This window comes from Meiothermus sp. (assembly GCF_025060375.1).
In the GTDB taxonomy this organism is placed as follows: Bacteria; Deinococcota; Deinococci; order Deinococcales; family Thermaceae; genus Meiothermus.
In genome coordinates, this window is sequence record NZ_JANXCG010000091.1 from 1 (window position 1) to 26,159 (window position 26,159).

27 protein-coding genes and 1 riboswitch are annotated in these 26,159 nt (G+C 65.0%); of the genes, 17 read left to right on the plus strand and 10 right to left on the minus strand.

The features are described from left to right. The 9 genes from NZ849_RS10965 to mutS all read right to left on the minus strand — a co-directional run. Window positions 1–442: cyclic nucleotide-binding domain-containing protein (locus NZ849_RS10965; RefSeq protein ID WP_295407286.1), on the minus strand; the 442-nt coding region annotated here is incomplete at its 3' end. A 73-nt stretch (window positions 443–515) separates the two neighbouring features. Continuing rightward, window positions 516–1,424, minus strand: coding sequence for a magnesium transporter CorA family protein (locus tag NZ849_RS10970; RefSeq protein ID WP_295407289.1), 909 nt, complete (start codon window positions 1,422–1,424; stop codon window positions 516–518). Continuing rightward, a complete protein-coding gene (gene cutA, locus NZ849_RS10975; RefSeq protein WP_295407292.1) occupies window positions 1,421–1,735 on the minus strand; it encodes a divalent-cation tolerance protein CutA in 315 nt (104 codons plus the stop codon). The genes NZ849_RS10970 and cutA overlap by 4 nt, the downstream gene beginning before the upstream one ends. A gap of 9 nt (window positions 1,736–1,744) precedes the next feature. Then, entirely contained in the window at window positions 1,745–2,632 is an 888-nt protein-coding gene (locus tag NZ849_RS10980; protein WP_295407295.1) for a delta(1)-pyrroline-2-carboxylate reductase family protein, read from the minus strand. A 9-nt stretch (window positions 2,633–2,641) separates the two neighbouring features. Then, entirely contained in the window at window positions 2,642–3,085 is a 444-nt protein-coding gene (locus tag NZ849_RS10985; RefSeq protein ID WP_295407298.1) for an MOSC domain-containing protein, read from the minus strand. After that, window positions 3,085–3,789, minus strand: coding sequence for a c-type cytochrome (locus tag NZ849_RS10990; protein WP_295407303.1), 705 nt, complete (start codon window positions 3,787–3,789; stop codon window positions 3,085–3,087). Before NZ849_RS10990 ends, NZ849_RS10985 begins: the two co-directional genes overlap by 1 nt. Window positions 3,790–3,936: 147 nt before the next feature. Further along, window positions 3,937–5,181 carry a sulfite oxidase gene (locus NZ849_RS10995; RefSeq protein ID WP_295407306.1) on the minus strand — a complete coding sequence of 415 codons (1,245 nt, stop codon included), beginning with the start codon at window positions 5,179–5,181 and terminating at the stop codon, window positions 3,937–3,939. Window positions 5,182–5,318: 137 nt separating this feature from the next. Then, the gene (mutL, locus tag NZ849_RS11000) at window positions 5,319–6,950 is read right to left on the minus strand and encodes a DNA mismatch repair endonuclease MutL (protein ID WP_295407309.1); all 1,632 of its coding nucleotides are present in this window, start codon (window positions 6,948–6,950) and stop codon (window positions 5,319–5,321) included. A gap of 8 nt (window positions 6,951–6,958) precedes the next feature. Further along, a complete protein-coding gene (gene mutS / locus NZ849_RS11005; protein WP_295407312.1) occupies window positions 6,959–9,493 on the minus strand; it encodes a DNA mismatch repair protein MutS in 2,535 nt (844 codons plus the stop codon). Window positions 9,494–9,788: 295 nt separating this feature from the next. Here mutS and NZ849_RS11010 point away from each other — a divergent pair, with 295 nt between their 5' ends. Genes NZ849_RS11010 through NZ849_RS11055 form a run of 10 tightly spaced genes read left to right on the plus strand, consistent with a single transcriptional unit; the run spans window position 9,789 to window position 15,933 of the window. After that, window positions 9,789–10,847, plus strand: a complete 1,059-nt coding sequence (locus NZ849_RS11010) for an aminotransferase class I/II-fold pyridoxal phosphate-dependent enzyme (RefSeq protein WP_295407315.1) — start codon at window positions 9,789–9,791, stop codon at window positions 10,845–10,847. After that, window positions 10,840–11,424: an imidazoleglycerol-phosphate dehydratase HisB gene (gene hisB / locus NZ849_RS11015; RefSeq protein WP_295407318.1), complete on the plus strand. Its 585-nt coding sequence runs from the start codon at window positions 10,840–10,842 to the stop codon at window positions 11,422–11,424. The genes NZ849_RS11010 and hisB overlap by 8 nt, the downstream gene beginning before the upstream one ends. Continuing rightward, entirely contained in the window at window positions 11,421–12,017 is a 597-nt protein-coding gene (gene hisH, locus NZ849_RS11020; protein ID WP_295407322.1) for an imidazole glycerol phosphate synthase subunit HisH, read from the plus strand. The genes hisB and hisH overlap by 4 nt, the downstream gene beginning before the upstream one ends. A 55-nt stretch (window positions 12,018–12,072) precedes the next feature. Next, entirely contained in the window at window positions 12,073–12,561 is a 489-nt protein-coding gene (locus NZ849_RS11025) for a hypothetical protein (RefSeq protein WP_295407326.1), read from the plus strand. 22 nt (window positions 12,562–12,583) lie between these two features. Continuing rightward, the gene (locus tag NZ849_RS11030; protein ID WP_295407329.1) at window positions 12,584–12,967 is read left to right on the plus strand and encodes an S-adenosylmethionine decarboxylase family protein; all 384 of its coding nucleotides are present in this window, start codon (window positions 12,584–12,586) and stop codon (window positions 12,965–12,967) included. A gap of 58 nt (window positions 12,968–13,025) precedes the next feature. Further along, window positions 13,026–13,961, plus strand: a complete 936-nt coding sequence (speE, locus tag NZ849_RS11035; protein ID WP_295407332.1) for a polyamine aminopropyltransferase — start codon at window positions 13,026–13,028, stop codon at window positions 13,959–13,961. Window positions 13,962–14,006: 45 nt separating this feature from the next. Beyond that, window positions 14,007–14,693, plus strand: coding sequence for a thioredoxin domain-containing protein (locus NZ849_RS11040; RefSeq protein ID WP_295407335.1), 687 nt, complete (start codon window positions 14,007–14,009; stop codon window positions 14,691–14,693). Window positions 14,694–14,732: 39 nt separating this feature from the next. After that, window positions 14,733–15,167, plus strand: coding sequence for a cobalamin B12-binding domain-containing protein (locus NZ849_RS11045; protein WP_295407339.1), 435 nt, complete (start codon window positions 14,733–14,735; stop codon window positions 15,165–15,167). Then, complete coding sequence (locus NZ849_RS11050) at window positions 15,164–15,754, plus strand: peroxidase-related enzyme (protein ID WP_295407342.1); 591 nt, start codon at window positions 15,164–15,166, stop codon at window positions 15,752–15,754. The genes NZ849_RS11045 and NZ849_RS11050 overlap by 4 nt, the downstream gene beginning before the upstream one ends. Window positions 15,755–15,756: 2 nt before the next feature. After that, complete coding sequence (locus tag NZ849_RS11055) at window positions 15,757–15,933, plus strand: hypothetical protein (RefSeq protein ID WP_295407345.1); 177 nt, start codon at window positions 15,757–15,759, stop codon at window positions 15,931–15,933. A gap of 43 nt (window positions 15,934–15,976) precedes the next feature. Here NZ849_RS11055 and NZ849_RS11060 read toward each other — a convergent pair whose 3' ends face one another. Next, the gene (locus NZ849_RS11060; RefSeq protein ID WP_295407348.1) at window positions 15,977–16,963 is read right to left on the minus strand and encodes an ABC transporter substrate-binding protein; all 987 of its coding nucleotides are present in this window, start codon (window positions 16,961–16,963) and stop codon (window positions 15,977–15,979) included. Between the two features lie 189 nt (window positions 16,964–17,152). Then, window positions 17,153–17,300: riboswitch (FMN riboswitch) on the minus strand. 76 nt (window positions 17,301–17,376) lie between these two features. On the opposite strand from NZ849_RS11060, the gene NZ849_RS11065 reads away from it, so the two are divergent. From NZ849_RS11065 to NZ849_RS11095, 7 genes are read left to right on the plus strand one after another with little or no spacing between them, the layout of a single operon-like run. Next, window positions 17,377–18,114 carry a 4a-hydroxytetrahydrobiopterin dehydratase gene (locus NZ849_RS11065; protein ID WP_295407351.1) on the plus strand — a complete coding sequence of 246 codons (738 nt, stop codon included), beginning with the start codon at window positions 17,377–17,379 and terminating at the stop codon, window positions 18,112–18,114. 56 nt (window positions 18,115–18,170) lie between these two features. Continuing rightward, complete coding sequence (locus NZ849_RS11070) at window positions 18,171–20,879, plus strand: 2-oxoglutarate dehydrogenase E1 component (protein ID WP_295407354.1); 2,709 nt, start codon at window positions 18,171–18,173, stop codon at window positions 20,877–20,879. A gap of 59 nt (window positions 20,880–20,938) precedes the next feature. Next, window positions 20,939–22,108, plus strand: a complete 1,170-nt coding sequence (odhB, locus tag NZ849_RS11075) for a 2-oxoglutarate dehydrogenase complex dihydrolipoyllysine-residue succinyltransferase (protein ID WP_295407357.1) — start codon at window positions 20,939–20,941, stop codon at window positions 22,106–22,108. Window positions 22,109–22,138: 30 nt separating this feature from the next. Next, window positions 22,139–23,521, plus strand: coding sequence for a dihydrolipoyl dehydrogenase (gene lpdA, locus NZ849_RS11080; protein WP_295407362.1), 1,383 nt, complete (start codon window positions 22,139–22,141; stop codon window positions 23,519–23,521). Window positions 23,522–23,563: 42 nt separating this feature from the next. Then, on the plus strand, window positions 23,564–23,830 hold the full coding sequence (locus tag NZ849_RS11085) for an acylphosphatase (RefSeq protein ID WP_295407367.1): 267 nt from the start codon (window positions 23,564–23,566) through the stop codon (window positions 23,828–23,830). 24 nt (window positions 23,831–23,854) lie between these two features. Further along, entirely contained in the window at window positions 23,855–25,162 is a 1,308-nt protein-coding gene (tyrS, locus tag NZ849_RS11090) for a tyrosine--tRNA ligase (RefSeq protein WP_295407373.1), read from the plus strand. Beyond that, window positions 25,159–26,151, plus strand: coding sequence for a membrane dipeptidase (locus tag NZ849_RS11095; RefSeq protein WP_295407376.1), 993 nt, complete (start codon window positions 25,159–25,161; stop codon window positions 26,149–26,151). The genes tyrS and NZ849_RS11095 overlap by 4 nt, the downstream gene beginning before the upstream one ends. The last annotated feature ends 8 nt before the right edge of the window (window positions 26,152–26,159 follow it).

Consider the following 26,159-nt stretch of genomic DNA (forward strand, 5'->3'; position numbering starts at 1 on the left):
CCCCCACCCGCCCGTTCTTTTCGGTGAAGGCCACAGGGGTGCGGGCCAGCTCCAGAAGGGCCGCGGCGATGCGGTTCTTGAGCCGCTGGCCGGAGATGCGCTGGATGGTCTGGTAGGTCTGTCCGAGGGCCCTCACCAGGCCCTGTACCAGGCTGCTCAGCTCCTGAGGGGAGAGCTGACCGGGGGCCAGGGCATCCACCTTGGTTTCGGTGACCGCCTCAGCAAAGTAGGGCCGGTCGGTTCCGGAGAGTGCCTCCTCACCAAAAAACTCCCCGGGGCGCACGAAGCGCAACGTTAGGGCGTTGCCCTCGTCATCTACGCTCTGGAGCCGCACCAGCCCTTCCCTTACCCGGTAGAGCTGGTCCTTGGGACTGGGCGTCCCAGGGTAGAGGATGATTTCGCCAGGGTCAAAGGTCAGGGTGTCCAGGACGCTGGTCTGCATAGCTCGCTCCTCGAGCCTGACTATAGCAGGGCTGGGTTTTTTTGTAAACATTTATGTTGATTTATTCGCTGGTTTACCACCAGCCCCGCCGCCGCATCCACCAGGCCAGGCTTCCCCCAATCAGAACCAGCCCGCTCCAGAAGTAAAGCCGCCCCCAGGGCCACTGGTACTCGCTAAAAGCCTCGAAGTTGGTCCCGTAGATACCGGCCCAGAGGGTCATGGGCAGGAAGAGCACCGATATGACGGTGAGGGTTTGGACCACCCGGTTGAGGCGGTTCCCCTGGGCTGAGAGGTGGACCTCCAGAATGTTGGAAAGCTCGTCGCGAGCCGCATCCAGTCCTCCGTATACCTGCCCCATGCGGTCGGTGAGGTCGCGGAAAAGATAGGCCTCTGGACCCAGGATGGGCAGCCGTTCCAGGTGCAGCAGGGCCTCGCGGGCTTGGGAGGCCAGCCGCCGCACCCGCAGAACCTCACGTCGGGCCGAGAAGATGCGGCGGGGTACCTCGGGGGTGTTGGCCCCGTCCAAGGCCCGCTCCTCGAGCTCCTCTACTCGCTCGGTCAGGGCGTCGGTGTAGGCAAAGAAGGTCTCAACCCCCCGCTCGAGCAGGTGCTGCCAAAGGCGAAGCCCGGTGCCCCCGCGAAAGCTCTGCCAGACTTCCTCCAGGTAGTGTACGGGCTCGTTGCGGTAGGTAAGGAGCACCTGAACCTCGGGAAAGTAGAAGTAGGAGACCCGCTCAGTGCGGCTGTGGGGGTTGGCCGGGTTCTCGAGGGTGCGGAAGATCAAGAAGAGGTGGTGGGGATACTCTTCGAAGCGGCTCCAGTGACCTATTTCCCGCGCGTCGGCCAGGGCTAGGGGGTTGAGGGGGTAGTACTCCTGGATGAGGGCCAGCTCCTCTGGACTGGGGGTTTCCACATCCACCCAGACCTCGCTGGCCAGCAAGCCGGTGGTCATGCCATCGGAAAGTCGTTTGGCGCGAATCATCCTTGGGTGCTGCTCTTCAGCCAGTCCAGATAGGCAGGCAACCCCCTTTCCACCCGGATGGCGACCACCTCGGGCACCTGGTAGGGGTGGAGCTCCTGGATGCGCTGCTCCAGGGCTGGGTAGGCTTCCTCTTTGGTCTTGATGAGGAGGAGCTGCTCAGGGTTCTCCTCCACCTGGCCCTCCCAGCGGTAGACCGAGGTGAGGCCGGGAAGCAGGTTTACACAGGCTGCAAGCCCCTCGTGTACGAGCGTGCGGGCTATAGAGAGGCCGGTTTCCCCGCTAGGCACAGTACAAAGCACTATTAGGTACATACCCATAGGCTACACCAGGCCCAGCGAGCGCATGGCCAGGCGGGCTGCAGCAAGGTCCCATAGGGCATGCCCCACGCTTTTGAAGAGGACCGGGCCTAGGGTCGGTGCGGGCTCTCTCAGGGCCTGGGCCAAGGGGGTAACGCGGCCCCAGTCAACCCCGGCTTGCAAGAGGTCGCCGGCCTCCGCCTTTGCCCCCTCCAGGGTGTCCACGTAAACGCGAGCCCGCTGCACCACCTCCGGGGCCACTTCGGCCATCTCGGGGCGGTAGGCCCCCACGGCGGCAACAAAGCTATTCTCGGTGCATTCGCGCAGCACCGGGGTGGGGCTGGTGGTGGCACAGACAATGAGGCGGACCTCTTCCAGGACGGCCTCGACCCGATCTATGGCTTGGGCCAGGGTTCCAAGCCGACGGGCGTAGGCAGCCAGGGCCTCCCTGCGCTCGGGGCTGCGGGAGTAGATGTAAACCTTGTTGGCGCCCAAGCCGACGTGAAAAGCCTCAAGGTGGGCCTTGGCCTGGGTGCCTGATCCGATGAGGAGAAGGGCACCCCCGGGCTCGGGGGCCAGGGTCTGGGCCGCCAAGAGGGAGACCGCAGCGGTGCGCCGGGCTGTAACGGTGGCGCCGTCTAGAAGCGCCAAGCGCTCCCCCGTGGGCGTGCGCATCACCAGAACCTCGGCCCGCACGCTGGGGTTCTGCTGGGGGTGCACGGTGACCAGTTTGGTCACGGTAAGGGTGGGGTCGGCGGCGGGCATCAGGAGCAGGGTGCCCCCCCCTGGGAGGGGTACTCCCATGCGCTCGGGGGCGATGGGCGGGGGGTTCTGGAGAATCTGGGCGATGGCCTGGGCCAAGGCAGGGTAGGGGAGGAGCGCTGCGGTCTCCTCGGGGGAGAGGATTCGCATAGCCCTAGCCTACCAAGGCTGGGGGGGGTGCAGGATGCGGACCTCATCCCCTACCCGGACCAGGCCCCCTTGGAGCACCCGGGCATACAGGCCGCGCCGACCGTAAAGCAGCCTAGGTAGTCTCAGGTCAAAGCGCGAAAGCGCGTCGCAAACCGTGCAGACCGAGGTGAGCTCGAGCAGCGCGGAGCCTATTCCCAACCTGGCTCCAGGCCCCAGGGCATGGGGGTCGGGCTCCAGCAAGAGGTTCTCCCCCAGGGCCCCCCAGGGCAGGGCAATGCCGGCCTCAGCGGCGCGCGCGTAGGCCTGCGTTCCCGCCACCAGCACCGCCTGGTCGGGGTTCCTGCCGAAGTGCCGGTCGCCCTCGGCCCCCATTCCCGCCACCAGGTGCAGCTCCTCCACCGCGGCCTTGGGCAGGCCGGGCCCGCGGCCTAGGTGGAGGGAGACGACCCGCATCAGCGCAAGCCCAGCTGCTGCCGGGCGGCGAGCACCTGCTGGGCGGTGAGGTTCTTGCCCCGCTGGGCCCTCACCTCAGCCTCGGTGAAGGGGCCCTGGCCGCTCGGGAAGCTGTTGCCCCACTGGGTGCTGATGTGGTTGAGCACCGCGGCGATCTCGGCATCGCTAAGGTGGGCGTAGGCTGGCATGATGCCGTTGTAGCTCACCCCCTTCACGCTGATTGGCCCCTGCAGGCCGTAGAGCATCATCTGCACCAGCCACTCCCGCCCGCCCCTAGCCGCCAGGATGCTGGGGACATGCCCAGCCAGGGGCGGGAAGGCACCGGGAATGCCTGTGCCGTTGGCCTGGTGGCAGCCTATGCAGTTGTTGTAGACCTGGGCTCCGCTCACGCTGGCCGGCTGGGCCTGCGGGGCAGGGGCGGGGGCCTGGGCGCCCGGGGCCAGGTAGGTGGCCAGGTAGTTCAGGATGACCGCCCGCTCCTCAGCGCTCAGGCGCATCCCATAGCCCTGCATCTCGGTGATGATGGCGTCCCAGCGCTCGCGGCTTTGCCGCTCTCGGGTGACAAAGCCAATTTCGTGACAGCTCTGGCATTTCTGCAGCACCAGGTCGCGCCCGGGCCCCTCGGGCAGGGCGTTGCTGCCCAGGGCGGAGTAGAGGGCTACCCCAGCCAGAATGGCTACCCCTATGAGGTATCGTTGTTTCATCGGACGTTTTCCTCCTCACCTCAGTAAGAGTAACACAGCCTCCCTGTGGGAGATGATGAACCACAACCTATTTGCAAGCATTCTAAAGAACTCCTAAAAAAAGGCCGGCCCCGGGGGGTATCCCCCGCCGGCCCTGGGCAGAGGGCCTCAGGTGACGCGGAACTTGACCCGCATCACCCCATTCCACTCGTAGCCCCGCTCGTTCCACCAGATGTTCCCGTTGAGGGGCTGGGTGCGCCCCACGGCGTCGGTGGCCCGGGCCATCACCTCGTACTCCCCGGGGGCCAGCAGCTGGGGCGAGACCCAGCGGTACCAGCCGAACTTTCCGTCGTTCCCCTCAATGATGGCCTTGCGCCAGCTGGTGCCGCCGTTTACCGAGACCTCGATGCTCTCGATGGGCACCAGGCCGTCATTCCAGGCTACCCCCCGCACCTCAACGATGCGGCCCTTGACCGTGGAGCCCGGCAGGGGGGAGAGGATGAAGGAGTTGATGTTGGCCCCCCAGTTGGAGCGGGAGTTCTCCAGGGTGTAGTTGTAGCGGCTGCCGGGCTCGGTGGGCAGGATGGGCAGGTTCCAGCCGGGCAGGATGGGGACCCGGTAGCGGGGCACCTGCTCGCTGCCGGTGCTCTCCCCGGCGGCGAACTCGATTTTGCTGATCCACTTGACGTTGGGCGCGCCGAAGGTGCCCGCGGCCACCAGCCGGGCCGGCCCGCCGTGCACCGCGGGCAGGGGCTCGCCGTTCATCCCCAGGGCGATCATGGCGCTGTTGTACTCCATCACGCTGATGGGGAAGCTCTTCTCGTAGGGCAGGGCGCCGCCTTGGGTGGAGGCATTCATGGTGATGAAGCGGGCTCTGGGGTCGAGCTTGACCCCCTTGGCCTCGAGCAGGGTCTTGAGCAGCACCCCCCGCCAGACCACCTGGCCGATGCCCCCGTAGGTCCAGGGGTTGCCCGAGGGGCGTGGGTTGAAGAAGGTACGCCCGTTGCCCGAGCACTGCAGCACCGTGGTGACCTCGGTCTGGGGCAGCCTGGAGAGCTCCTCCACGGTGATCTTGAAGGGCTTGTCCACCAGGCCGGTGACCTCGATCTCCCAGCGGGGCTGCACGTTGGGCTCGGTGGTGTTGAGCCCTGGCAGGTCGATGTTGTTGCGGATGAAGAGGTTGGCCTTGCTGGTGATGCGCTCGGAGGCTAGGAGCTCGAGGGTTGACTCCATCACGATGGGCCGGGAGGAGAGCACCACCAGCTTGGGGTTTTTGCCCCGGACAAGCTGATCGGCGGTGGGCTGTTGCTGGGCCAACCCCCGCCCCATCAAACCCAAGGCGGCTCCGGCTACTGCGGTGTGCTTCAGGAAAAGTCGGCGGTCGATGGCGTTTTCAGCAAATTTTTTGGTCATGTGTACCTCCTTTTTTGTCCACCCATACTACACTGGGGGTTTGGGATGTTCAATGTTCCCCGCAACCAAATTCCTGTGGTGGTAGGCGCTTTTTGGGCGGGCCAGGGGTTGGGTTGGTTGGGCCGGTTTGCACAGGTCTAGCGCGGTTCGAGCCTCACCCGTTCAACGGCCCTGGGCCCCCGCCGTCCGAACCGTCGGGCCAGCTCCAACTCGGAGAGCACCAAGGCGGTGGGCCGGCCGTGTGGGCAGACCCAGGGCAGCTCACAGGCAGCCAGCGCGTCCAGAAGGGCCTGGGCCGGGGCCTCGGCCAGGGGGTGGCCGGCCTTGAGGGCGGGAAGGCAAGCCAGCCGTGCCAGCACGCTGCGCCAGGCCTCGCGAAAGCTGGGGGTTTTCAGGCTTCCCCGGACAACCTCGGGCAGCAGGGAGGGGTACCCGGCCAAGAAGGCGGGGGCCGTGCGGATGCGGTACCGGCCTGGCCCAAAGGGCTCGAGGCTGAGCCCAGCTTCCTCGAGCTCAGAGGAGCGCTCCTCCAGACTCACCTCTTCATCCAAGCCGAGGCTCACCACCTCGGGGTAGGGCAGCTCAACAGGGGGCTCGCTCTGGTAGCGCCGGGAGAGCTCCTCAAAGAGGATGCGCTCGTGGGCGGCGTGCTGGTCTACCACGTATAGCTCATCGCCAGACTCAGCCAGCAGGTAAAGCTCGCGGAAGCGGCCCAGGTAGGTGAGCCTGGGGAACCGGGAAGGCTGGGCCGGAGCAAGGCCCTGGGGAGGGGTGGGCTCGGGTAGGCTCCGGGTTAGGGGGTGGCTGGTGAGCAGGCTCTGCACCGCCCGGTTCAGGAAGGCCCGCACCGGCTCAGCCTCCAAAAGCCGCACCCGCGACTTGTCGGGGGAAGTGTTGACCAGGAGGTGGTGGGGTGGGAGCTCCAGGTTGAGCACTCCAAGGGGGAACTGCCCTTGGGGGAGCAGCTCCTTGTAGGCGGCCAGGAGGGTTTGCAGGAGGGCCTCGGGCCACTCCACCGGGCGGCCGTTCAGGGCCAGCAGCAGCCGGTCACGACGGGGCCGGGAAAGCTCCGGCCGGGAGAGGAGACCCCTCAGGCGAAAGGGTCCTTCTTCGGCCTGCAGGGGCAGCAGCCGATTGGCGACCACCGGTCCCCAAAGGAGCTTGGCCGCCTCGCCAAACCCCCCCCCAGCGTGCTGGATCCTCTCCTCTCCATCCACCACCAGCCGCCAGGCCAGGTGGGGGTGGTGGAGCAGGTACCGCCCGACAAGCCCCACCACCTTGCGGGCCTCGGCGGCAGGGCTTTCCAGAGCGTTGCGCCGGGCTGGAAGGTGGCTGAACAGCTCGCTGACCTCGGCCCGGGTCCCAGGGGGCGCAGGGTGCTCGGTGAGGCAGGCCTCCTCGCGGAAAGCTTCCAGGGTGGCCCCTCCAAGCTGCTCTGCGGGCCTGGAGGTGAGCCGGAGCCGGCCCACCTGCCGGATGGCCCAGAGCCCCTCGCCCCGGAAGCCCAGGGTGCGGATCTGGTTCAGGTCGGAAAGCTTGCTGGTGGTGTGGTGTTCGGCGGCCAGGGGTAGCTCCTCTTTGGGGATGCCAGCTCCGTTGTCGCTGACCACCACCCGTTCAATTCCTCCCCCCCAAAGCTCGATTTGGATCCGGGTAGCCCCGGCGTCAAGGGCGTTCTCCAAAAGCTCCCGCACCACATCGGCGGGGCCTTCCACCACCTCGCCTGCGGCAATCTCGCGGATAACCTCGGGAGGCAGCCGGCGAATCATCCCCTACCTCAGGGTTTGGCGGTCTCCAGGCGGCCTAGGAGCCTGGTCTGGAGCCGCTGCAAGAACACCAGGGCTTCCAAAGGGGTGGTCTGGGATAGATCGAGCCGCAGGAGCTCATCCAGGAGGTCCTTAGAAGGGCCATTGTGCTGGGCCAGCAACCCCTCCAGCACGCTTCTGGCTCGTTCCAACACCGCCGGAGGCAGGCCAGCCAGCCGGGCCACCTCGAGGCCGTAGCTCTTGGAGGCTGGGCCGGGCAGCACCTGGTGGTAGAAGACCAGGCCGCTGGCCTCCTCCCGTGCCGCCACGTGGGCGTTGCGCGCCGCAGAAAGGCGGTTGGGTAGGGTGGTGAGCTCGAAGTAGTGGGTGGCGAAGAGGGTGTAGGCGCCTACGGTGTCGTGCAGGTACTCGCAGGCTGCCCAGGCCAGGGCCAGGCCATCGTAGGTGCTGGTGCCGCGGCCTACCTCGTCCAGAAGGACCAGGCTTTTGCGGGTGGCCTGCTGTAGGATGGCGGCGAGTTCTTCCATCTCCACCATGAAGGTGCTCCGGCCCCCGGCGATATCGTCTGAGGCGCCAATTCGGGTGAAGATGCGGTCAAAAAGCGGCAGCGTGGCTGCTTCGGCGGGCACGAAAGAGCCGATTTGGGCCATCAGGGCGATGAGGGCGGTCTGGCGCAGGTAGGTGGACTTGCCCGCCATGTTGGGCCCGGTGAGGATTAGAAGCCGGCGGCCAGGACCCAGCTCCAGGTCATTGGGGATGAAGGCGCTGTAGCGCTCCACCACCGGGTGCCTTCCGGCGCGGATGAGGAGTTCACCTTGGTGGGAGAAGCGGGGACGGGTGTAGCCGTGGGCCACCGCAACCTCGGCCAGTGCTGCGTACACGTCCAGCTCGGCCAGCACCTCGGCGGCCTGGCGCACCTCCTGGGCAGCTTGGGCCACCTCTGCGCGAAGTTCCAGGAAGACCGCGTATTCGCGCTTTACCGCCTCGGTCTCCGCCTGCAGGATTTGCCGTTCCTGCTCCTTGAGCTCAGGGGTGGAGAAGCGCATCCGGTCCTTTAGGGTCTGAAGGGCCCGCCATCCGGAGGGGACCAAGGGGTAGTGGGGCCGGGTTACCTCCAGGTAGTAGCCGAAGACCGCGTTGTACCCCACCTTGAGGTTTCCTATGCCGGTGCGCTCGCGCTCGGTGGCCTCGAGCTGGGCGATGTAGGCCCGGCCCCTCTCGGCCCGGTGCCTCAGCTCATCCAGGGCGGGGTCGTAGCCCTCCCGGATTAGCCCACCCTCGGTGAGCTTGAGGGGAGGGTCGTTCACCAGCGCCGAGGCAATTCTCTCCCGCACCGCTTCCAGGTCCGGCAGCCGCTCGGCGAGGTGCTGGAGGGGGGTGAGCCCCAAGAGGAGCTGGCGGACCTCGGGCAAGAGCCCCAAGCTTCGCTCCAGGGCCGAGAGGTCGCGGGCGCTGGCCCGACCGGCCATCAGGCGGGCCGCTAGGCGCTCCAGGTCGTGCATCCGATGGAGTGCCCGGCGCACCGCCCCGCGCAGCACCCCATCCCGCACCAGGGCCTCCACCGCGTCCAGCCGGGATTGCAGGGGGGCTTCGTCCAGCAGGGGGTGGCGCAACCAGGAGAGCAGCCGCCGCCTTCCTGGGGCGGTGCGGGTTAGGTTCAGCACCCCTGCCAGGGTGCGCTCAGGGTCGTGCTCCCCCACGGCGCTGGGCTCGAAGATCTCCAAAGCTCGCAAGGTGGCCTCGGAAAGCTGCATGTAGGCGCTGGGATCGTAGCGCACAAAGCTCCGCACCTGGGGCAGCCGCTCCTCCACCCGCAGGGCATAGGCCAGGGCAGCTCCGGCTGCTCGGCGCAGAGCAGGGGGCTCGAGGCCCGGCGGCAGGCTCCCAAACTGGGCTTCCAGGGCCCTTTGTCCGGCTTCCTCGTCAAAACCCTCGGAGAGCATCACCAAAAAGCGCCGCTGGAACTCCTCCCGAAAGGAGGCCTGCTGGTAGAGTTCAGGGGCCAGCAGGACCTCAGCCGGGCGGTAGCGGAATAGTTCGTCGTAGAGCGCGCTTTTGCTGTAGAGCAGGGCCCCTCTGAACTCACCGGTGGAGACGTCCAGCAGGGCCAGACCGTATCCGTCTCCGGTGGCCAGGGCGGCCAGGTAGTTGGCTTCCGGCTTGAGCAGGTTTTCCCTCAGCAGGGTGCCGGGGGTGAGGAGCTGGGTTACCTCACGCCGCACCAGCCCTTCGGCCTCCTCCGCTAACTCCATCTGGTCGGCGATGGCCACCCGGAAGCCCTGTTGCAGGAGCCGTTCCAGGTAGATATCCACCGAGCGCACGGGAATTCCCGCCATAGGGGTGGTGAAGTCCTTGGCGGTTTTGTGGGTTAGGGTGAGGTTCAAAGCCCGCGCCAGCCGCTCGGCGTCCTCGCCGAAGGCCTCGTAGAAGTCGCCTACCTGGAAGAGCAGGAGGTACTCTGGGTAGGCGTCCCGCAGGGATACGTACTGCTCGAGCAAAGGGGGTAGGGGGCCTGGCCCCTGTCCCTTGAGGGTCATGCTCCCCATGCTAGCGGATTCACGGGGAGTTGTTTAGCCACCAGACCTCCCAAAAGCGCCCTGCTGGCCTTGAGGTTTCCCTGATGGGTGCTGCCTAGCCTAGGGGAAGAAGGGTGCGCTAGAGCGGGGCGAGCACATCGGCTGAGGGGCTTAGAGCGGTCCCAAAAGCCTCACCGCCAGCTCGAGCCCATTAGTGGGCCCCTCCAGCATACCTGGCCTCCTGGAGATTTTGGCCGCCCTTCGGAGGGGCAAATTCCACGGCCCAGCCTTGACGGCAGGCCCCTGACTCCTGAGAATCTGGGGGATGAAGGCCTTCAAACCCCACCTTGGGGGCCTGCCCAGCTACCCTTATCAGGGGGTAGAGGCCCCCATCAAGCTTGACCAGAATGAAAGCCCATACGACCTGCCTGCTGAGCTCAAGGCCCGGGTGGTGGCCCGCTTGGCTGCTTTGAGCTACAACCGCTATCCTCACCTGCACGCCGAGGATGTGCGGGAGCGGCTTTCGGCCTGGCTGGGCTGGCCAATGGAGGGCCTGGTACTCTCTCCGGGCTCCAACCTGCTCATCCAAGCCCTGGCCCAGGCGGCCGCCGTGGTGCTGGACACCGCGCCTTCCTTTCCCCACTACGCCTTTTCGGCCCGCATCGCTGCTACCCCTTACCGGGCGGTGCCCTTGGGGGAGGGTTTTGCCCTGCCCCTGGAGGGGTTGTTGCGGGCCATGGACGAAGGACCCGGGGTCCTCTTTCTGGCCAACCCCCACGCCCCCACCGGTCGGCTTTTCGCCCCTGGGGAGGTTGCCCAGCTGGCTGAGCGGGCCCGTGAGACCGGATGGCTCTTGGTCATAGACGAGGCCTACCACCAGTTCTCCGGAACCGACCACACCGAGCTGGCCCGCGCTAACCCGCAGGTGGCCCTCTTGCGCACCTTCTCCAAGGCCTTCGGTCTGGGGGGAATCCGTGCGGGCTACCTGATGGCCTCCCCTGAGGTGGCCCGCGTGCTTCAGAACTTCATCCCCCCCTTTGGGCTTCCCGCCCACACTGCGCAGGTACTTCTGGCCGTGCTGGAGGCGCCTGAGTACGTTGAGGGGGTGGTGAGGTCTTTGGTGGCCGAGCGGGAAAGGCTCTACGAAGCCCTGCAAGCCCATCCCACCTGGCGCGCCTACCCCAGCCAGACCAACTTCCTGCTCATACGTACCCCCGATGCGGCTTCAGCCTACCAGGGGCTTTTGCGCTGGGGGATTTTGGTCCGTAGGCAGGATCAATATCCGGGGCTGGAGGGCTGTATTCGGGTGTCGGTGGGCATCCCAGAGGAGAACGACCGCTTCTTGCAGGCCGCTTTTGCCCTGGCCGAGGTGCCCCATGCGTAGGGCTAGCCTCGAGCGCCGCACCGCCGAGACCTGGGTGCGGCTTGCGCTGGACCTGGAAGGCCCTCCGGCAGGTCGGATTACCACAGGGCTGCCCTTCCTGGACCACATGCTTCTGGCCCTGCAGCGGCATGGCCGCTTTGGGCTGAGCGTGGAGGCCCAGGGGGATTTGGCGGTGGACGTGCACCACCTGGTGGAAGACGTGGGTATTACGCTGGGGATGGCGCTGAAGAGGGCTTTGGGGGAGGGAGAGGGCGTAGAGCGGTATGGGGAGGCCACCGTGCCCATGGACGAGACCCTGGTCCAGGTGGTGGTTGACCTCTCGGGGAGGAGCCACCTGGCTTTTGCGCCTGAGGAACTGGGGGTAGAGGGCAGCGCGGGGGGGATGAACGCCTACCACCTGCGGGAGTTCCTGCGGGGGCTGTGCAACCATGCCGCTCTTACCCTGCACGTACGGCTCTTGGCCGGTCGGGAGGCCCACCATGTGATAGAGGCCACCTTCAAGGCCCTGGCTCGAGCCCTCCACCAGGCCACCCGGCTGACCCGCAACGATCTGCCGAGCACCAAGGGGACGTTATGAGGGCACTTCTCATAGACTATGGTTCGGGCAACCTGCGCAGCGCGGCCAAGGCCTTGCAGGCCGCGGGCTACCGGGTTGCCGTCTCTGCTGACCCCGCCGCGGTACCCCACCACGACCTTCTGGTGCTGCCGGGTCAGGGGCACTTTGGTCAGGTGATGCGCTCCTTCCAGGCCTCGGGTTTTGAGGAGGGGGTGCGCCAGCACATCGCCTTGGGGAAACCCTTCTTGGGCATCTGCGTGGGGATGCAGGTTTTGTTCGAGGGCTCGGAGGAAGCCCCGGGCATCTCAGGGCTGGGCTTGGTCCGGGGGTGCTTGAGGCGTTTTCAGGCCCCCCGGGTGCCGCAGATGGGGTGGAACACGGTGGAGTACACCGCCCACTTCCAAAGCCTCTCGGGGCGTTACTTTTACTTTGTGCACTCCTACTATGCGCCCTTGGTGGAGGGCAGCGTGGGTTTGAGCGACTACGGGGGCACCCGATTTACTGCCCTGTTCGCTCGAGACAACCTGGTGGCCCCGCAGTTCCACCCTGAGAAAAGCGGGGAGAGTGGGCTTGCGCTGCTGGAGTCCATCCGCCTCTACTTCTCCCGGCTTTGACCTTCGGGATATTTCTCCCTAGCCATCTTTGGGGTTTTTTGGGCAGCATTGGGGTATGTTCGGCGTTCGCGACCGGCGGCTGAGCCTTTTAGTAGGCCTGCTCTTCCTTCCCTTCGCCCTGCAGCTTTTGGGGTGGGCGGATACCCCTTTGGGGGGAGGGCCTTGCGGGCCCATCGCCTCCGAGCGGCTGCTGCTCGAGCAACCCCAGGCCTTTTTCTACGCCCAGGTGATGCTTTGGGGTATATCCCTGCTCTTGGCCGACGGGTTTTTCATCCTGATGCTGGCCTTCATGCACAACGGGATGGTGCCCCCCGCTCAGGCCCGCCCCTTCGTCCTGCTAGCCCTGGTTGTCTCCCTCTTTACGGCCTCCATCTACCTCCTGGACCGCACCTTGGGTCTGCCGGTTCCCAGCCCGGTGGGGTGGTTGCTGGGGGGGGCGGAGCCGGTCGATGTCGTAGGGGTTTTGATTGTCCTGGTGCTTTTGGGGCAGGTGGTGCTCTCCTTCGGGTGGTTGCGCACTTCGGCTGGGCGTTCTGTGGCCTAAAGCTATGCTAGGATAGGAAGCCGTGACGACGGTCGCGGGGGGTCGCTGGGTAGCGGAGATATACGGCTGCAATCTGGAGGTGTTGGAGAACCCCAGACTGGTTGAGCTGGCCCTCAAGGACGCCGTGCTCAAGCTGGGGGCCCCTTCGGGGAGCGTTCAGTCTACGGTTTACAAGTTCTATCCCCAGGGGCTTTCGGCGGCTGTGCTCTCTCCGGTGGCCGCGGTGATGATTCACACTTGGCCCGAAGACAATGCCTCGGCGGCCCTCGACCTCTACTTCTACAAACCAGACGTGGACCCCGAGTCGGTGCTGCGGGGGCTGGCCCGGGCTTTTGGGGCCCGTGAGGAGTCGGCCTTTCGCTTCTGGCGTGGGGGAGAGCGCGAAATTAAGCGCAGAAAGCCCTAGCCGTAGGCGCTTTGCGCTGTTGGGGCCTGGCTCTGCGCTGCCTCTGGGGAGGTTTGCCATGGAATACGGGATGTACTACCTCGAGCTGGTCACGCCCTACGAGTCCATCATGCGTCGGATGAACAAGGTGTTGGCTTCAGGCCGCACCAAGTACCAGGAGTACTTCATCTTTGATACCGGCGCCTTTGGGAAGGTGCTGGTCTTGGATAAGGACGTTCAGTCCACCGAACGCGACGAATACATCTACCACGAAACCCTTGTGCACCCGGTGATGCTGGCCCACCCCAGGCCCCGCTCGGTCTTTGTGGTGGGTGGAGGCGAGGGGGCCACGCTGCGGGAGGTGCTCAAGCACCCCACGGTGGAGCGGGTGGTGATGTGCGATATCGACGACGAGCTGGTAGAGATGGCCCGGCGGTACCTGCCTGAATGGCACCAGGGGGCCTTTGACGATCCTCGAGCCCAGGTGGTGCACGCCGATGCCCGGGGTTGGCTGGAGGAACACCCCGATGCCTACGATGTGATTATCGTTGACCTCAACGACCCGGTAGGGGAGGACAACCCGGCCCGGATGCTCTACACCGTTGAGTTCTACGAGCTGGTCAAGCGCCGTCTCAATCCCGGTGGGCTTATGGCCATGCAGGCCGGCATGATTCTGCTCACCCACCACAGGATGCACCCGGTGGTTCACCACACCGTGAGCCAGGTCTTCCGCTACACCCGGAGCTACCACAACTACATCCCGGGCTTTATGCTCAACTTCGGTTTTATAGTGGCCTCGGATGCGGTGGACGCTACCGGGCTGAGTGAGGGTACGGTGGAGGCCCGTATCCTCGAGCGGGGGCTGCGGCTCAAGCACCTGGACGCCGCCTACTTGGAGGCCATGTTTGTCCTGCCCAAGGACCTCAAGGAGGCCATCGCTAACGAGAGGATGGTCTCCCGCGACGCGGCACCTTTCTGGCTCACCGATGAGGGGGAGGCCCGTCAGCAGGCTTAGTTGGGGCACCGTTATTTTCATGAGGGACCCCGTAGAATCGTAGGTATGCAGAGAACTCTTTTTATCGCTGTAGCAGTGCTTGGTCTGGTGGTTGGGGTCCTCTTGTTCCTGGTTTTGCGGCCCAGACCTGGCACCGGCGCCTTGGATCCAGCCCAAAACCCCCGGTTCGCGATTGGCAACCCCCAGGCTAGGGTGACCGTGGTGGACTTTTCCAACTACCTGTGCGGCCACTGCCGCGACCACGCCACCGAAGTTTTCCCCTTCATCAGGCGCGACTATATAGATACTGGGAAGGTTCGCTACATCTTCCGCGACTTCCCCTTTACCGGCCAAGAAAACGTCATCCGGGCGGGAGAGGCTGCGGCCTGCGCTGCTGACAGCGGCCTGTACGTGGAGTACCACGAGGCCCTGTTTAGAGGGCAGCTTCAGTGGGCCAGCTTGAGTGGGGAGTTCTTGGACCGGTACTTCGCCGATTTGGCAGGCCAGGTGGGCATTGCGCCGGCCACCTTCCTGCAGTGCCTCAGGTCGGGTAGCAAGCGGGCAGGGGTGCTCGCCGACCAAAAGCTGGCCCTGGACCTAGGCCTCACAGGCACCCCCAGCTTCTTCGTGAATGGGGAACGGTACACCGGCCAGCGCCCTTACGCAAGCTGGCGGGAGATTCTGGATAGGGCTTTGGCCGGCCCGTCGCCGGCCCAGGACAACGGCGGGCAGAGCAACCCCTATAGGCCTTGAGCCCTGGTAGGGGGGCGGCTTGTGGCGTAAGATGGGGCCATGGATAGAAGAATCCGGGTGCTCATCGCCAAGCCGGGGCTAGACGGGCACGACCGGGGGGCCAAGGTGGTGGCCCGCGCCTTGCGGGATGCGGGGATGGAGGTCATCTACACCGGGCTGCGCCAAACCCCAGAGATGATCGTTTCGGCAGCTCTGCAAGAGGATGTGGACGCGATAGGTCTCTCCATTCTCTCCGGGGCCCATATGCACTACTTCAGCGAGGTGCGCCGTCTTCTCCGCGAGCAGGCTGCGGACGACATTCTGCTCTTTGGTGGAGGGATCATTCCCGATGAGGACGTGCCGCACCTGAAGGCCATAGGGGTAGCGGCGGTTTTCGGTCCTGGCACCAGTACCCAGGATATCGTGGCCTTCCTAAAACAGCGGGTGCCTGAGCGCTGGGTAGCCCAGCAGGCCTCTGAGGGGGGTGGGGTATGAGGGCTGTCGAGAAGGGGCCCACAGCCTGGTTGCGGGTGCCGGAACCTGCGGAGCTACCGGAGGAAGTGCGGGCCCTTTTTGCTAAGTTTGAGGAGAAAACTGGCTTCGTGCCCAATGTGGCCCGCAACTTTGCCCTACTGCCCGAACACTTTTTGCGCTGGTTCCGCTACTACGACCACCTCATGCGCAGCGAGGGGCACCTGAGCCGTAAAGAGCGGGAGATGATTGCGGTGGTGGTTTCCGCGACCAACCGTTGCGAGTACTGCTTGGCCTCCCACTCGGCCTACCTGCGCGAGCTGACCGGTGACCCGGTGCTTCCCGATGTGCTCATCGCCAACTTTCGCCGGGCCCAGCTAACTCCCAGGGAGCGGGCCCTTCTGGAGTTTGCCCACCGCATGACCGTGGCCTCGGAGGAGATGAGCAGTGCCGATATCGAGACCCTGCGCTCGCTGGGGTTTTCCGATGAGGCCATCTTTGAAGCCGCCCAGGTGGCGGCCATGTTTAACTTCACCAACCGCCTGGCCAACGCCTTGGGCTGGGTACCCAACGAGGTGTACTACCACCTGCACCGCGCTAAGGAGGGTTGACCTTGGAAGGCTTGAAGCCCTTTGCCCTGTGGGCCTTGATTGCCCTTTTGGTGGCCCTTTTGCTCTTTTTGCTCCAGCAGCAGGGTTGGATTCCCGGTGGGTTTCCCTACTGGGCCCTGGGCGTGGTGGTGGTGCTGGCCCTGGGGTTTACCAACCTTCTGACCCGAGGGCCTCGTTAGGGATAACCCCGGCCCCCGTAGGAGCCGGGGTTATCGTGGTCTCCTAGCGCCCAGCTAGCGTCTGGGCCTGTACCCCTGGTTGGAGGAACTCGTTGGTGTAGAAGGCGGTGGGGGGAAGGTCGGTCTTGACCCGCCCGGTCTGGTGCAGGAGGGTTAGGCTGCTGACCCAGGCTTGGGGGTCGGAGAAGCCCAGGCCCATCCGGCGGGTGTAGGCAGACTGGTAGAGCCGCACTGAGGCCCGGAGCACCGCCATGCGGTCTTCCCCTAGGTTGGGAACGTAGCGCCGGGCGGCCTCGAAGCCTTGCCTGGGGTCGGCCAGCACCCGGGCCAGCCCCTCCTGCGAGGCCGCCAAGAAGCGCCGCACCAGTTCGGGGTTCTCCAAAACCTTGTCGGTGGTGATGACCCCGTTTCCGGGGCTTTTGTTGTAGGGCCCAGCCGGGATGATGTTGAGCCTGACGCCTCGAGCCTGCAGGAAAACCGGCTCGTTGTTGATAAAGCCCATCGCCGCGTCCACCCGCCCCGAGACCACCGCCTCGGCCTGGGTAAAGCCAATCTGGAGAATCCTCACGTCGCTTTCCTTCAAGCCTGCCGCGCGCAGCATGGCCTGTAGGGAAGTGAGGGAAACCCCGAACATCCCGGGCATTCCGATGGTTTTACCCTTCAGGTCGCGCACTGAGCGGATGTTCTTCTCTGCCAGGGAGAAGATGGCGTTGGGTACCGACTGGTACATGGCCATCACGTACTTGAAGGGGGTGGCCTGGGGGTTTTGGGCCCGCAGGGCAATCACGTCCTCGGCGTCTCCCACGACAAAGTCCAGCCTACCCTGAGCCAAGAGGGGGTATAGCTCGCTCACGAAGCCGTGCTGGAACTCCACCTCGAGCCCCCGCGCGGCGTAGAGCCCCTCGGTTACCGCCAGGTAGAAGGGGGCGAACTGCACGTCGGGGATGTAGCCAAGCCCCACCCGCACCTTCTGGTTCTGCGCAAAAGCCAACGAAACGAGCGCCGTGAACAAGAGCAAAAGCTTCCGCATGGAGCCTCCTGAGAACAAGACGCACCTGTGGTCGGCACAGTTCAGATGCCGAACCCAACCTTGGGTCTCTCCAGGTCGCAGGCCAAGCAGAGCACCTTCTGCAAGGCCGCCTATCCAGTTGTGGTTTTTTGGGGGTTTTTCAGGATGTGTCGCTCACCTTTTTCGCCCGGACGCAGGGACGCCCAGGCTCCACTCCTTCTCCCATCCGGACTTTCACCGTCGGCTTCGGATTCGCACCGAATCGGGCCTGGATGAAGCGATTTCCAGGCTTCGCGGGCTCGAGCGCAGAGCGCCCATCACCGCCGGTGGGGAATTCCACCCCGCCCTGAAGGAATTGGGCCTTTTGGCCCAAGGCCAGTTTACCCACAAGCTTTGGGCTTGCAAAGTACGGCGGGCTAGATTTTCATAGGGGGGTGCGGCTTGAACTGGAGAGCCTGCTCGCGTTGGCAGAGGAGGGGGTGCTGGAGCGGGGGCGGCGGCGGTTTTTGCAGGGGGCCATCCTTGAGGCGGCCCGGGGGCGGGGCCGGCTGCAGGCCCGGGTAGCCGGGAGCAGTCCCTTTCCTTATCGGGTAGAGATCGACCTGCGCAGGGGAGGCTGGCGCTGCACCTGCCCCTACCGGGGACTCATCTGCAAACACGTGGTGGCGGTGGCGCTGGCTGCCCTCGAGGCACCGGAAATCTTTGTCCGGCGGAGGCTGGGCAGGGCTTCCCCGATTCGCCTCGAGCCCTTCTTGACCCTCTCCGAAGAGGAGCTAATGCGCTTTTTGTGGGGGCTTGCCGAGGCCCGTCCAGGGCCCCTACACGAGTTCGCCCACCATTGGCTCGAGCGCCATCGGGAAAAATGTGGGGGAGGAGGGGATAGGAACATGGCAGACCCGTTGAGCGAAGCCCAAATTCAGCAGGAGCTGGTCCGTTTACCGGGTTGGGCGGTGGTGGCCGGGCGGCTGGAGAAGACCTTCAGCTTCGGCAGCTACTCCGAAGGGGTGGCTTTTGCGGTGAAGGTGGCCCTTCTGGCCGAGCGCAGCGATCACCACCCGGATAGTCTGGAGATCATGTGGCGCAAGGTGCGGGTGGCCTACGTAACCCACTCTGCGGGGGGGATTACCCAGCTTGACCTCGAGGCCGCGGCGAAGGTAGAGGCCCTGCTGTGAGGGTCTGGTGGCTCACATCTCCAACCAAAGAAGGGGTAGACTGAGGAACTGTGAGTATGGAACACACCGTGGACAGTTCCAACCTGGCCTACCTCGAGGCCCTCTACCAGCAGTACCAAGAGAACCCCAGCTCCGTTCCCCCCGAGTGGTCCCGCTACTTTCAAAACCTCCAGGCTGAGCCCACCGGCGGCAATGGGGCGGTGGTGCGGCGACAACCTTCTGAGGCCGAGCTATCCGAGATGGCCTCGTTTTTCCTTCGGGCGGTGCGCTTTTTGCGCACCTACCGCGAGCGCGGCCATCTCATTGCCCGGATAGACCCCCTGGGCCGCGAACGCCGTACCCCCCCCGAGCTTGACCCTAGCTACTTCGGGTTGAGCGAGGCCGATTTGGACCGGCCGGTACCCCCCGAGCTGGGGGCCCCTACCCTTCGGGCGGTGCTGGAGCAGTACAAGACCCGCTACAGCGGTACGGTGGGCATAGAGTACGGCCACCTGGACGACCCCACCGTTCGTAACTGGATTGAGGCCCGGCTGGCTGCCGGGTTCACCAAGCCTACCCCAGAACAGAAGCGCAGAATCCAGGAGAGGCTGATGCAGGCCACCCTCTTCGAGGAGTTCCTGCAGAAGAAGTACCTGGGGGCCAAGACCTTCAGCCTTGAGGGCACCGAGTCCCTCATTCCCCTCCTTGACCTGGTCCTGGAGGCTGCGGCCCGCCAGGGGGTGGTGGAGGTGGTAATGGGGATGGCCCACCGGGGCCGCCTCAACGTCTTGGCCAACGTGGTTAGGAAGCCCTTGCGCGACATCTTCCTGGAGTTTGAGGAACACTTCCCTGAAGGGTACCACGGGGACGTCAAGTACCACCTGGGCTATTCCAACGACATTGAAACCCCCTTTGGGAAGGTCCACCTCTCGCTTAACTTCAACCCCTCCCATCTGGAGTTTGTTGCTCCGGTAGCCATGGGCCGCACCCGGGCCAAGCAGGATCGTTTTGGGGATGCGCGCAGGGAAAAGGGTATGCTCCTCCTGGTCCATGGCGATGCAGCCTTCATCGGGGAGGGCATCGTCCAGGAAACCCTAAACATCTCGGGCCTACCCGCCTACACTGTGGGGGGGGCGTTGCACATTATCCTCAACAATCAGGTGGGCTTTACCACGGAGCCCCACGAGTACACCTCGGGCCGCTATGCCACCGAGATCGCCAAGATGGTGGAGTCCCCCATCTTCCACGTGAACGCTGAGGACCCCGAGGCGCTGGTGGGGGTGGTGGAGCTGGCCATGGAGTTTCGCCGCACCTTCAAGCGGGATGTCTTCATTGACCTCGTCGGCTACCGCAAGCGCGGCCACAATGAGACCGACGAGCCCAGCTTCACCCAGCCCGACATGTACCGCCGCATCGCGGCCAAAAAGCCCCTCTACCAGGTCTACCAGGCCAAGCTGGAGGCCGAGGGGGTCTGCACCAAGGAGGGGTGCGAGGGCTTGGCCAAGCAGTACCAGGAGACCCTCGAGGCGGCCTTCTCAGGGGCTCGGCGGGAGCCTACCCCCACCCGGCCACCTGCTGGAGGCGGGGTCTGGAAGGGCTACCTGGGGGGCCCCGAGGAGGGGGTACCCGACCCCGAGACCGGGGTGCCGCTGGAGAAGCTATCGGCCCTCATGGAGGCCCTGACCCGCCTTCCAGAAGGCTTTTCCCTGCACCCCCGCTTGGGGAAGTTCCTGGAGGCCAGGCGGGAGATGGGGCAGAACAAACGGCCTCTGGATTGGGCTGCAGCTGAGATGCTGGCCTTCGCCTCGCTGGCGGTGGAGGGGCACCGGGTTCGCCTTTCCGGCCAGGATACGGTCCGGGGCACCTTTACCCAGCGGCACGGGGCCTTTACCGATTACCGCACTGGGGAGCGCTACATCCCAGCCAATCACCTGGCTGAGGGCCAGGCCCCGGTAGAACTCTACAACTCGGCCCTCTCCGAAGCAGGGGTGCTGGGTTTCGAGTACGGTTACAGCCTGGATATGCCCGATGCGCTGGTGGGGTGGGAGGCCCAGTACGGCGATTTTGTGAACACTGCGCAGGTCATCATAGACCAGTTCATCGCCTCGGCTGAGGCCAAGTGGAGCCGCCTTTCGGGAATCGTCCTCTTGTTGCCCCACGGTATGGAAGGCGGTGGGCCAGAGCACAGCAGCGCCCGTCTGGAACGCTTCCTGCAGCTCTGCTCCAACGACAACATCCAGGTCGCCTACCCCACCACCCCGGCCCAGTACTTCCATCTGTTGCGGCGGCAGGTCAAGCGGCCCTGGCGGAAGCCGCTCATCGTGATGACCCCCAAGAGCCTCCTTCGCAATCCCGATGCGGTCTCACCCTTAGAAGACCTCACCAAAGGCCGCTTCCAGCGGGTGCTGGTGGGCCCCCCCGTTCCTGGGGCTAGCCGGATACTCCTTTGTTCGGGCAAGGTCTACTACGACCTCGAGGCGGCCCGTCGGGCCTCGGGAAGGGGTGATGTGGCCCTGATTCGCCTGGAGCAGCTCTACCCTTTTCCACAAAAGGAGCTGGAGGCCGCCTTGGCTTCCTACCCTGCTGGCGTCGAGGTGGTCTGGGTTCAGGAGGAGCCGGCCAACATGGGGGCCTGGTGGTTCATCCGGGCCCGCTTTGGTGACCGGATATTTGGTCGCCCTTTGCGGGTGGTGGCCCGGCCCGAGTCCAGCAGCCCGGCGGTGGGTTCAAAGAAGGTTCATGACAAGGAGCAGCAGGCCCTGGTTCGGCAGGCCCTGGGGCTTTAGGCCCAGGGCAGCCGAGGTGCGGGTGGAGTTTGCGGGGCGGTAATCCCGGAGGAAAGACCATGCCTGTAGAACTCAAAATTCCCCCTGTAGGGGAGTCCATCACCGAAGTGGAAATCGGCCAGTGGCTCAAAAGGGAAGGCGACCTGGTGCGGGCTGACGAGCCCGTGGTGGAGCTGGTGACCGACAAGGCCACCCTGGAGCTACCCGCCCCCGCCAGCGGGGTGCTCAGCAGGATTCTCATCCCAAGTGGGCAGGCCCGGGTAGGGGATGTGGTGGCCTTGCTGGAGGAGCAGGAGGTTCAGGCCCCTGCCGCTCAGGCCAGTCCGAAGCCGGAGCAGGCCTCCTCACCGGTGGCTGAGACCAAGGTGATGCCGGCGGCGGCCCGGCTGGCCGCCCAAAGCGGGGTGGATGCGGCCAGCCTGAAGGGTAGCGGCCCTGGCGGGCGGGTGCTCAAGGAGGATGTTCAAAGGGTCCTCTCCACCCCGGCCTCTCCCCCTCCTGCGCCCACCCCTGCCCCCCCGCAAGGCGAGCGCCGGGATGAGGTGGTGCCCATGACCCCCCTGCGCCGCCGCATCGCCGAACGGCTTTTGAGCGCCAAGCAGAGCACCGCCATGCTCACCACCTTCAACGAGGCGGACATGGGCGCGGTGATGGAGCTGCGCAGGGAGTACGGCGAGAGCTTCCAGAAGAAGCATGGGGTCAAACTGGGCTTCATGAGCTTCTTTGTGAAGGCGGTGGTGCAGGCTCTTCAGGAGATCCCCCAGCTCAACGCTGAGATTCGCGGCACCGATATCGTTTACCACCGCTACTACGACATCGGCATCGCGGTAGGAGGGGGGGAGGGGCTGGTGGTGCCGGTCCTTCGCGACGCAGACAAACTCTCTATGGCCCAAATTGAGGAGCGCATAGCCGACTTTGCTGCCCGGGTGAAGGAGAAAAGAATCAAGCCTGAAGAGCTGATGGGTGGCACCTTCACCATTACCAACGGGGGCATCTACGGCTCGCTCAACTCTACCCCCCTCCTCAACCCCCCCCAGGTGGGCATTCTGGGGATGCACGCCATCGTGGAGCGTCCGGTGGCCCGCAACGGCGCGGTGGTGATCCGGCCGATGATGAACCTGGCGCTTTCGTACGACCACCGGATTGTGGATGGGCGTGAGGCGGTTACCTTCCTACGGCGCGTTAAGGAGCTCATTGAGAACCCTGTGCGGCTCGTGCTCGAGGTCTGAGCTGGGTTTCCGCTAGGCTGGCGAGGTTTTATGCCCAAACATCAGCTTGTGGTCATCGGTGCGGGGCCAGGAGGGTATGTGGCGGCCATTCGCGCGGCCCAGCTTGGCCTGAACGTGGCTTGTGTGGAGAAGGAGGCCGCTTTGGGCGGCACCTGTCTGCGGGTGGGCTGTATTCCCTCCAAAGCCCTACTGGAGGCCACCGAAAAGATTCACGCGGTTCTCCAAGGCCAGCTCATCGGGGTTCGGGTGGGCAGCGCCCAGGTGGACCTGAAGGCCCTGATGGCCCATAAGGAAAAGGTGGTGCGGGCCAACACCCAGGGCATAGAGTTCTTGTTCAGGAAAAACGGGGTGGTTCGCTACCGGGGGCACGGCCGCATCGTAGGGCCCCATCGGGTGCAGGTAGAGGGGCCTGATGGGGTGGAGGAGCTCGAGGCTGAACGCATCCTCATCGCCACCGGTTCTAAGGTGGCCCCGCTTAAGGGGGTAGAGCTGGACTACGAAATTGTGGGTACCTCCGACCAGGCCATCGCCTACGACAGGGTTCCCGAGCGGTTGGTGGTGATTGGTGGGGGGGTAATCGGTCTCGAGTTGGGCTCGGTCTGGAACCGCCTGGGCAGCAGGGTAACGATTCTGGAGTACCTTCCCCAAATCCTGGGCGGCATGGATGGAGAGATTGCCAGGGCCGCAGAGAAAAGCTTCCGCAAGCAGGGCCTAGACATCCGGACGGGGGTGCGGGTTACCCGCGCTTACGCCAAGGACGGTGTGGGGGTGGTGGAGTACGAAGGGGGTGAGCCCCTGGTGGCGGATAGGGTGCTCCTCGCCACCGGGCGAATTCCCAACACGGATGGGCTGGGCCTGGAGAACGTGGGTCTTTCCACCGATGAGCGGGGTCGCATTCCCGTCAACGCGCACTACCAGACCGCTGTGCCCAGTATCTACGCCATTGGGGACGTCATTGCCGGCCCCATGTTGGCCCACAAGGCTGAGGAGGAGGGTTACGCAGCGGTGGAGCACATGGTTGGCGGCTACGGCCACGTGGACTACGCCTCCATTCCCAATGTGGTCTACACCCACCCCGAGGTGGCCTCGGTCGGGCGGACCGAGGAGGAACTAAAGGCGGCAGGTGTCCCCTACAAAAAGGGGACCTTCCCCTTCTCGGCCAACGGCCGGGCTAGGGCCATGAACGACACCGACGGACTGGCCAAGGTTCTGGCTCATGCAGAGACCGACCGCATCCTAGGGGTGCACATCGTGGGCCCGCGGGCAGGTGACCTCATCGCTGAGGCTGCGGTAGCCATGGCCTTTCACGCTTCCGCCGAAGATCTGGCCCGTGCTTCCCACGCCCACCCCACCCTGGCCGAGGTGCTCAAGGAGGCCGCGCTGGCCGCTTGGGACAAGCCGCTGCACATCTAAGTTTCCCTTGAAACGCCCCTGGGGGGCCTGTAGAGTGGGCTTGTGCGGCGGGTTACGGTTTTGGTGAGCGGACGGGTGCAGGGCGTGGGGTACCGCTACTTCACCCGCAAGAAAGCCCTGGAGCTTTCCCTGGCGGGCTATGCGGAGAACCTCCCCGACGGTCGGGTGGAGGTGGTGGCGGAGGGGGAGGAGGCTGATCTTGAGCTTTTCCTCCACCACCTGCGCCAAGGTCCCCGCGAGGCCCGGGTGGAGCACCTGGAGGTGCAGTGGAGCGAGGCCACCGGCCTCAGGGGGTTTCAGATTTACTGAGCGGTCCTGGGTATACTTGGGGGCATGACGGCTGAAGCGGCGCTACAGCAGCTCAAGCGGGGGACGGTGGAGATTATCCCCGAGGAGGAGATGCTGCGGAAGCTCGAGTCGGGCCGACAGCTGGTGATCAAGCTGGGTCTTGACCCCACCCGTCCCGACATTCATCTGGGCCACGCGGTGGTGCTCCGCAAGATGCGGCAGTTCCAGGAGCTGGGGCATAAGGTGGTCCTCATCATCGGCGACTTCACCGCCATGATCGGCGACCCCTCAGGCCGCAGCAAAACCCGCCCGCCCCTTACCCTGGAGGAGACCCGGGCCAATGCCCGAAGCTATGTGGAGCAGGTAGGCAAGATTCTCATCACCGATGACCCTGAGCGCTTTGAAATGCGCTACAACTCGGAGTGGCTGGAGAGCCTGGGCTTCAAGGAGGTCGTCAGGCTGGCCTCGCTTCTCACCGTGGCCCAGATGCTGGAGCGGGAGGACTTCAAGAACCGCTACACTCACCGTATCCCCATCTCCCTCCACGAGTTTCTCTACCCCCTGGCCCAGGGCTACGACTCCGTGCCCACTGCCTGCGATGTGGAGATGGGCGGAACCGACCAGAGGTTCAATCTGCTGGTGGGCCGGGAGGTGCAGGCGGCCTATGGGCTGGAGCGGCAGGTGGCCTTCATCATGCCCATCCTGGTAGGGCTGGATGGGGTTGAGAAGATGTCCAAGAGCCTGGACAACTACGTCGGTATATACGACGACGTGGACACCTTTTACGCCAAGCTCATGAAGGTTCCCGATGGGGTCCTGAGGCAGTACTTCGAGCTGTGCACCGATGTGGACGGGGCGGAGGTGGAGGCGTTCTTGGCTAAAGGGGGAATGGTAGGTGCCCATCGGGTGCTGGCGGCCTTGTTGAGCGCGGCCTACAGCCTGCCCCGTATTCCGGCCCGCATAGACCTGGCCTTTGCCCAAGAGGTGGGTCTGGAGTTCGGGTTTACTGGAAGCGATGCGCGGTTGCTGGCGAAGGGGGCTTTGGCGGAGAGGGTTCTGGCGGCCGACGAGCGCTACCGAAGCATTGCCCAAGGTGGTATTCCGGAGAAGATGCCCGAGGTGCGCTTGGGCACCGAGGTCCTGCAGAGGGGGTGTATCCCGGTGGCCCGGCTCTTCACCCTGGCTGGGCTGACCCCCTCCAACGCCGAGGCCAGGCGGCTCATTGAGCAAAGGGGGCTGCGGCTGGATGGGGAGGTTCTCACCGACCCCCTCATGGAGGTGCGGCTCGAGCGGCCCATCGTTCTACAGCGGGGCAAAGACCGGTTTGTGCGGGTAATCCCGGAGCTGGGATGATAGTGGATGCTCACCTTGACCTGGCCCACAATGCGCTTGATCTGGGCCGCGACCTGACCCTGCCGTTGGCCGAGCTGCGCCGGAGAGACCCCCACCCTGAAGTGCCAGTGGTGACCCTGCCCGCCTTGCAGGAGGGTGGCGTGGGTGTGGTTTTTGCCACCCTTTGGGTGGACCCGCGCCGCTACCCGGGTCCGGAAAACGCCTACCGGGCGGCCTTGCGGCAGCTCGAGCTCTACTTGCGGTGGGAAGAGGAGGGGCGTGTACGGCTGTTGCGCAGCCGGGCGGATTTGGAGGCCCACCTCTCCCGCTGGCCGGTGGATGGGGCACCGGGTCTGGTGCTCCTGATTGAGGGGGCGGAGTGCATTCGCCGGCCGGAAGAAGTGAGGTTTTGGCAGGCCCAGGGGGTGCGGCTGGTGGGGCTGGCCTGGAACCGCACCCGTTACGCTGGGGGCACCCGCGAGCCCGGGGGCCTCACCCCCCTAGGGGTGGAGCTCCTGGACGCCATGCGCCAGGAGGGGGTGGCTTTGGATACTTCCCACCTGGACGAGGCAGCCTTTTGGGAGGCTTTGGAGGCTTTTGACGGGCCGGTTTGTGCGACCCACAGCAACCCCCGGGCCCTGCTGGAGGGGCAGGGCGACCTCTCCAACCGCCACCTGAGCGATGCGATGATAAGGGCTCTTGGGGCTCGAGGAGGTGTGGTCGGTATCGTGCTCTATAACCTCTTCCTCGAGCCCGGCTGGCGGCGTGGGATGCCCCGTTTGGCCCTGGATGTGGTGGGGCGTCACCTGGGGTATGTGGCAGCCCTTATCGGTTGGGATAAGGTGGGGTTGGGGTCGGACTTTGATGGCGGTTTTGGTCTGGAGGGAAACCCCCTGGGGTTGGACGCGCCGGCTGACCTGGACAGGGTTGCTGAGTGGGTGCCTGGGGCCTACCGACGGGGGGTGCTGGCCGAAAACTGGTTGCGTTGGTTGCGGGGTGTGCTTCCCTAGATTGGATT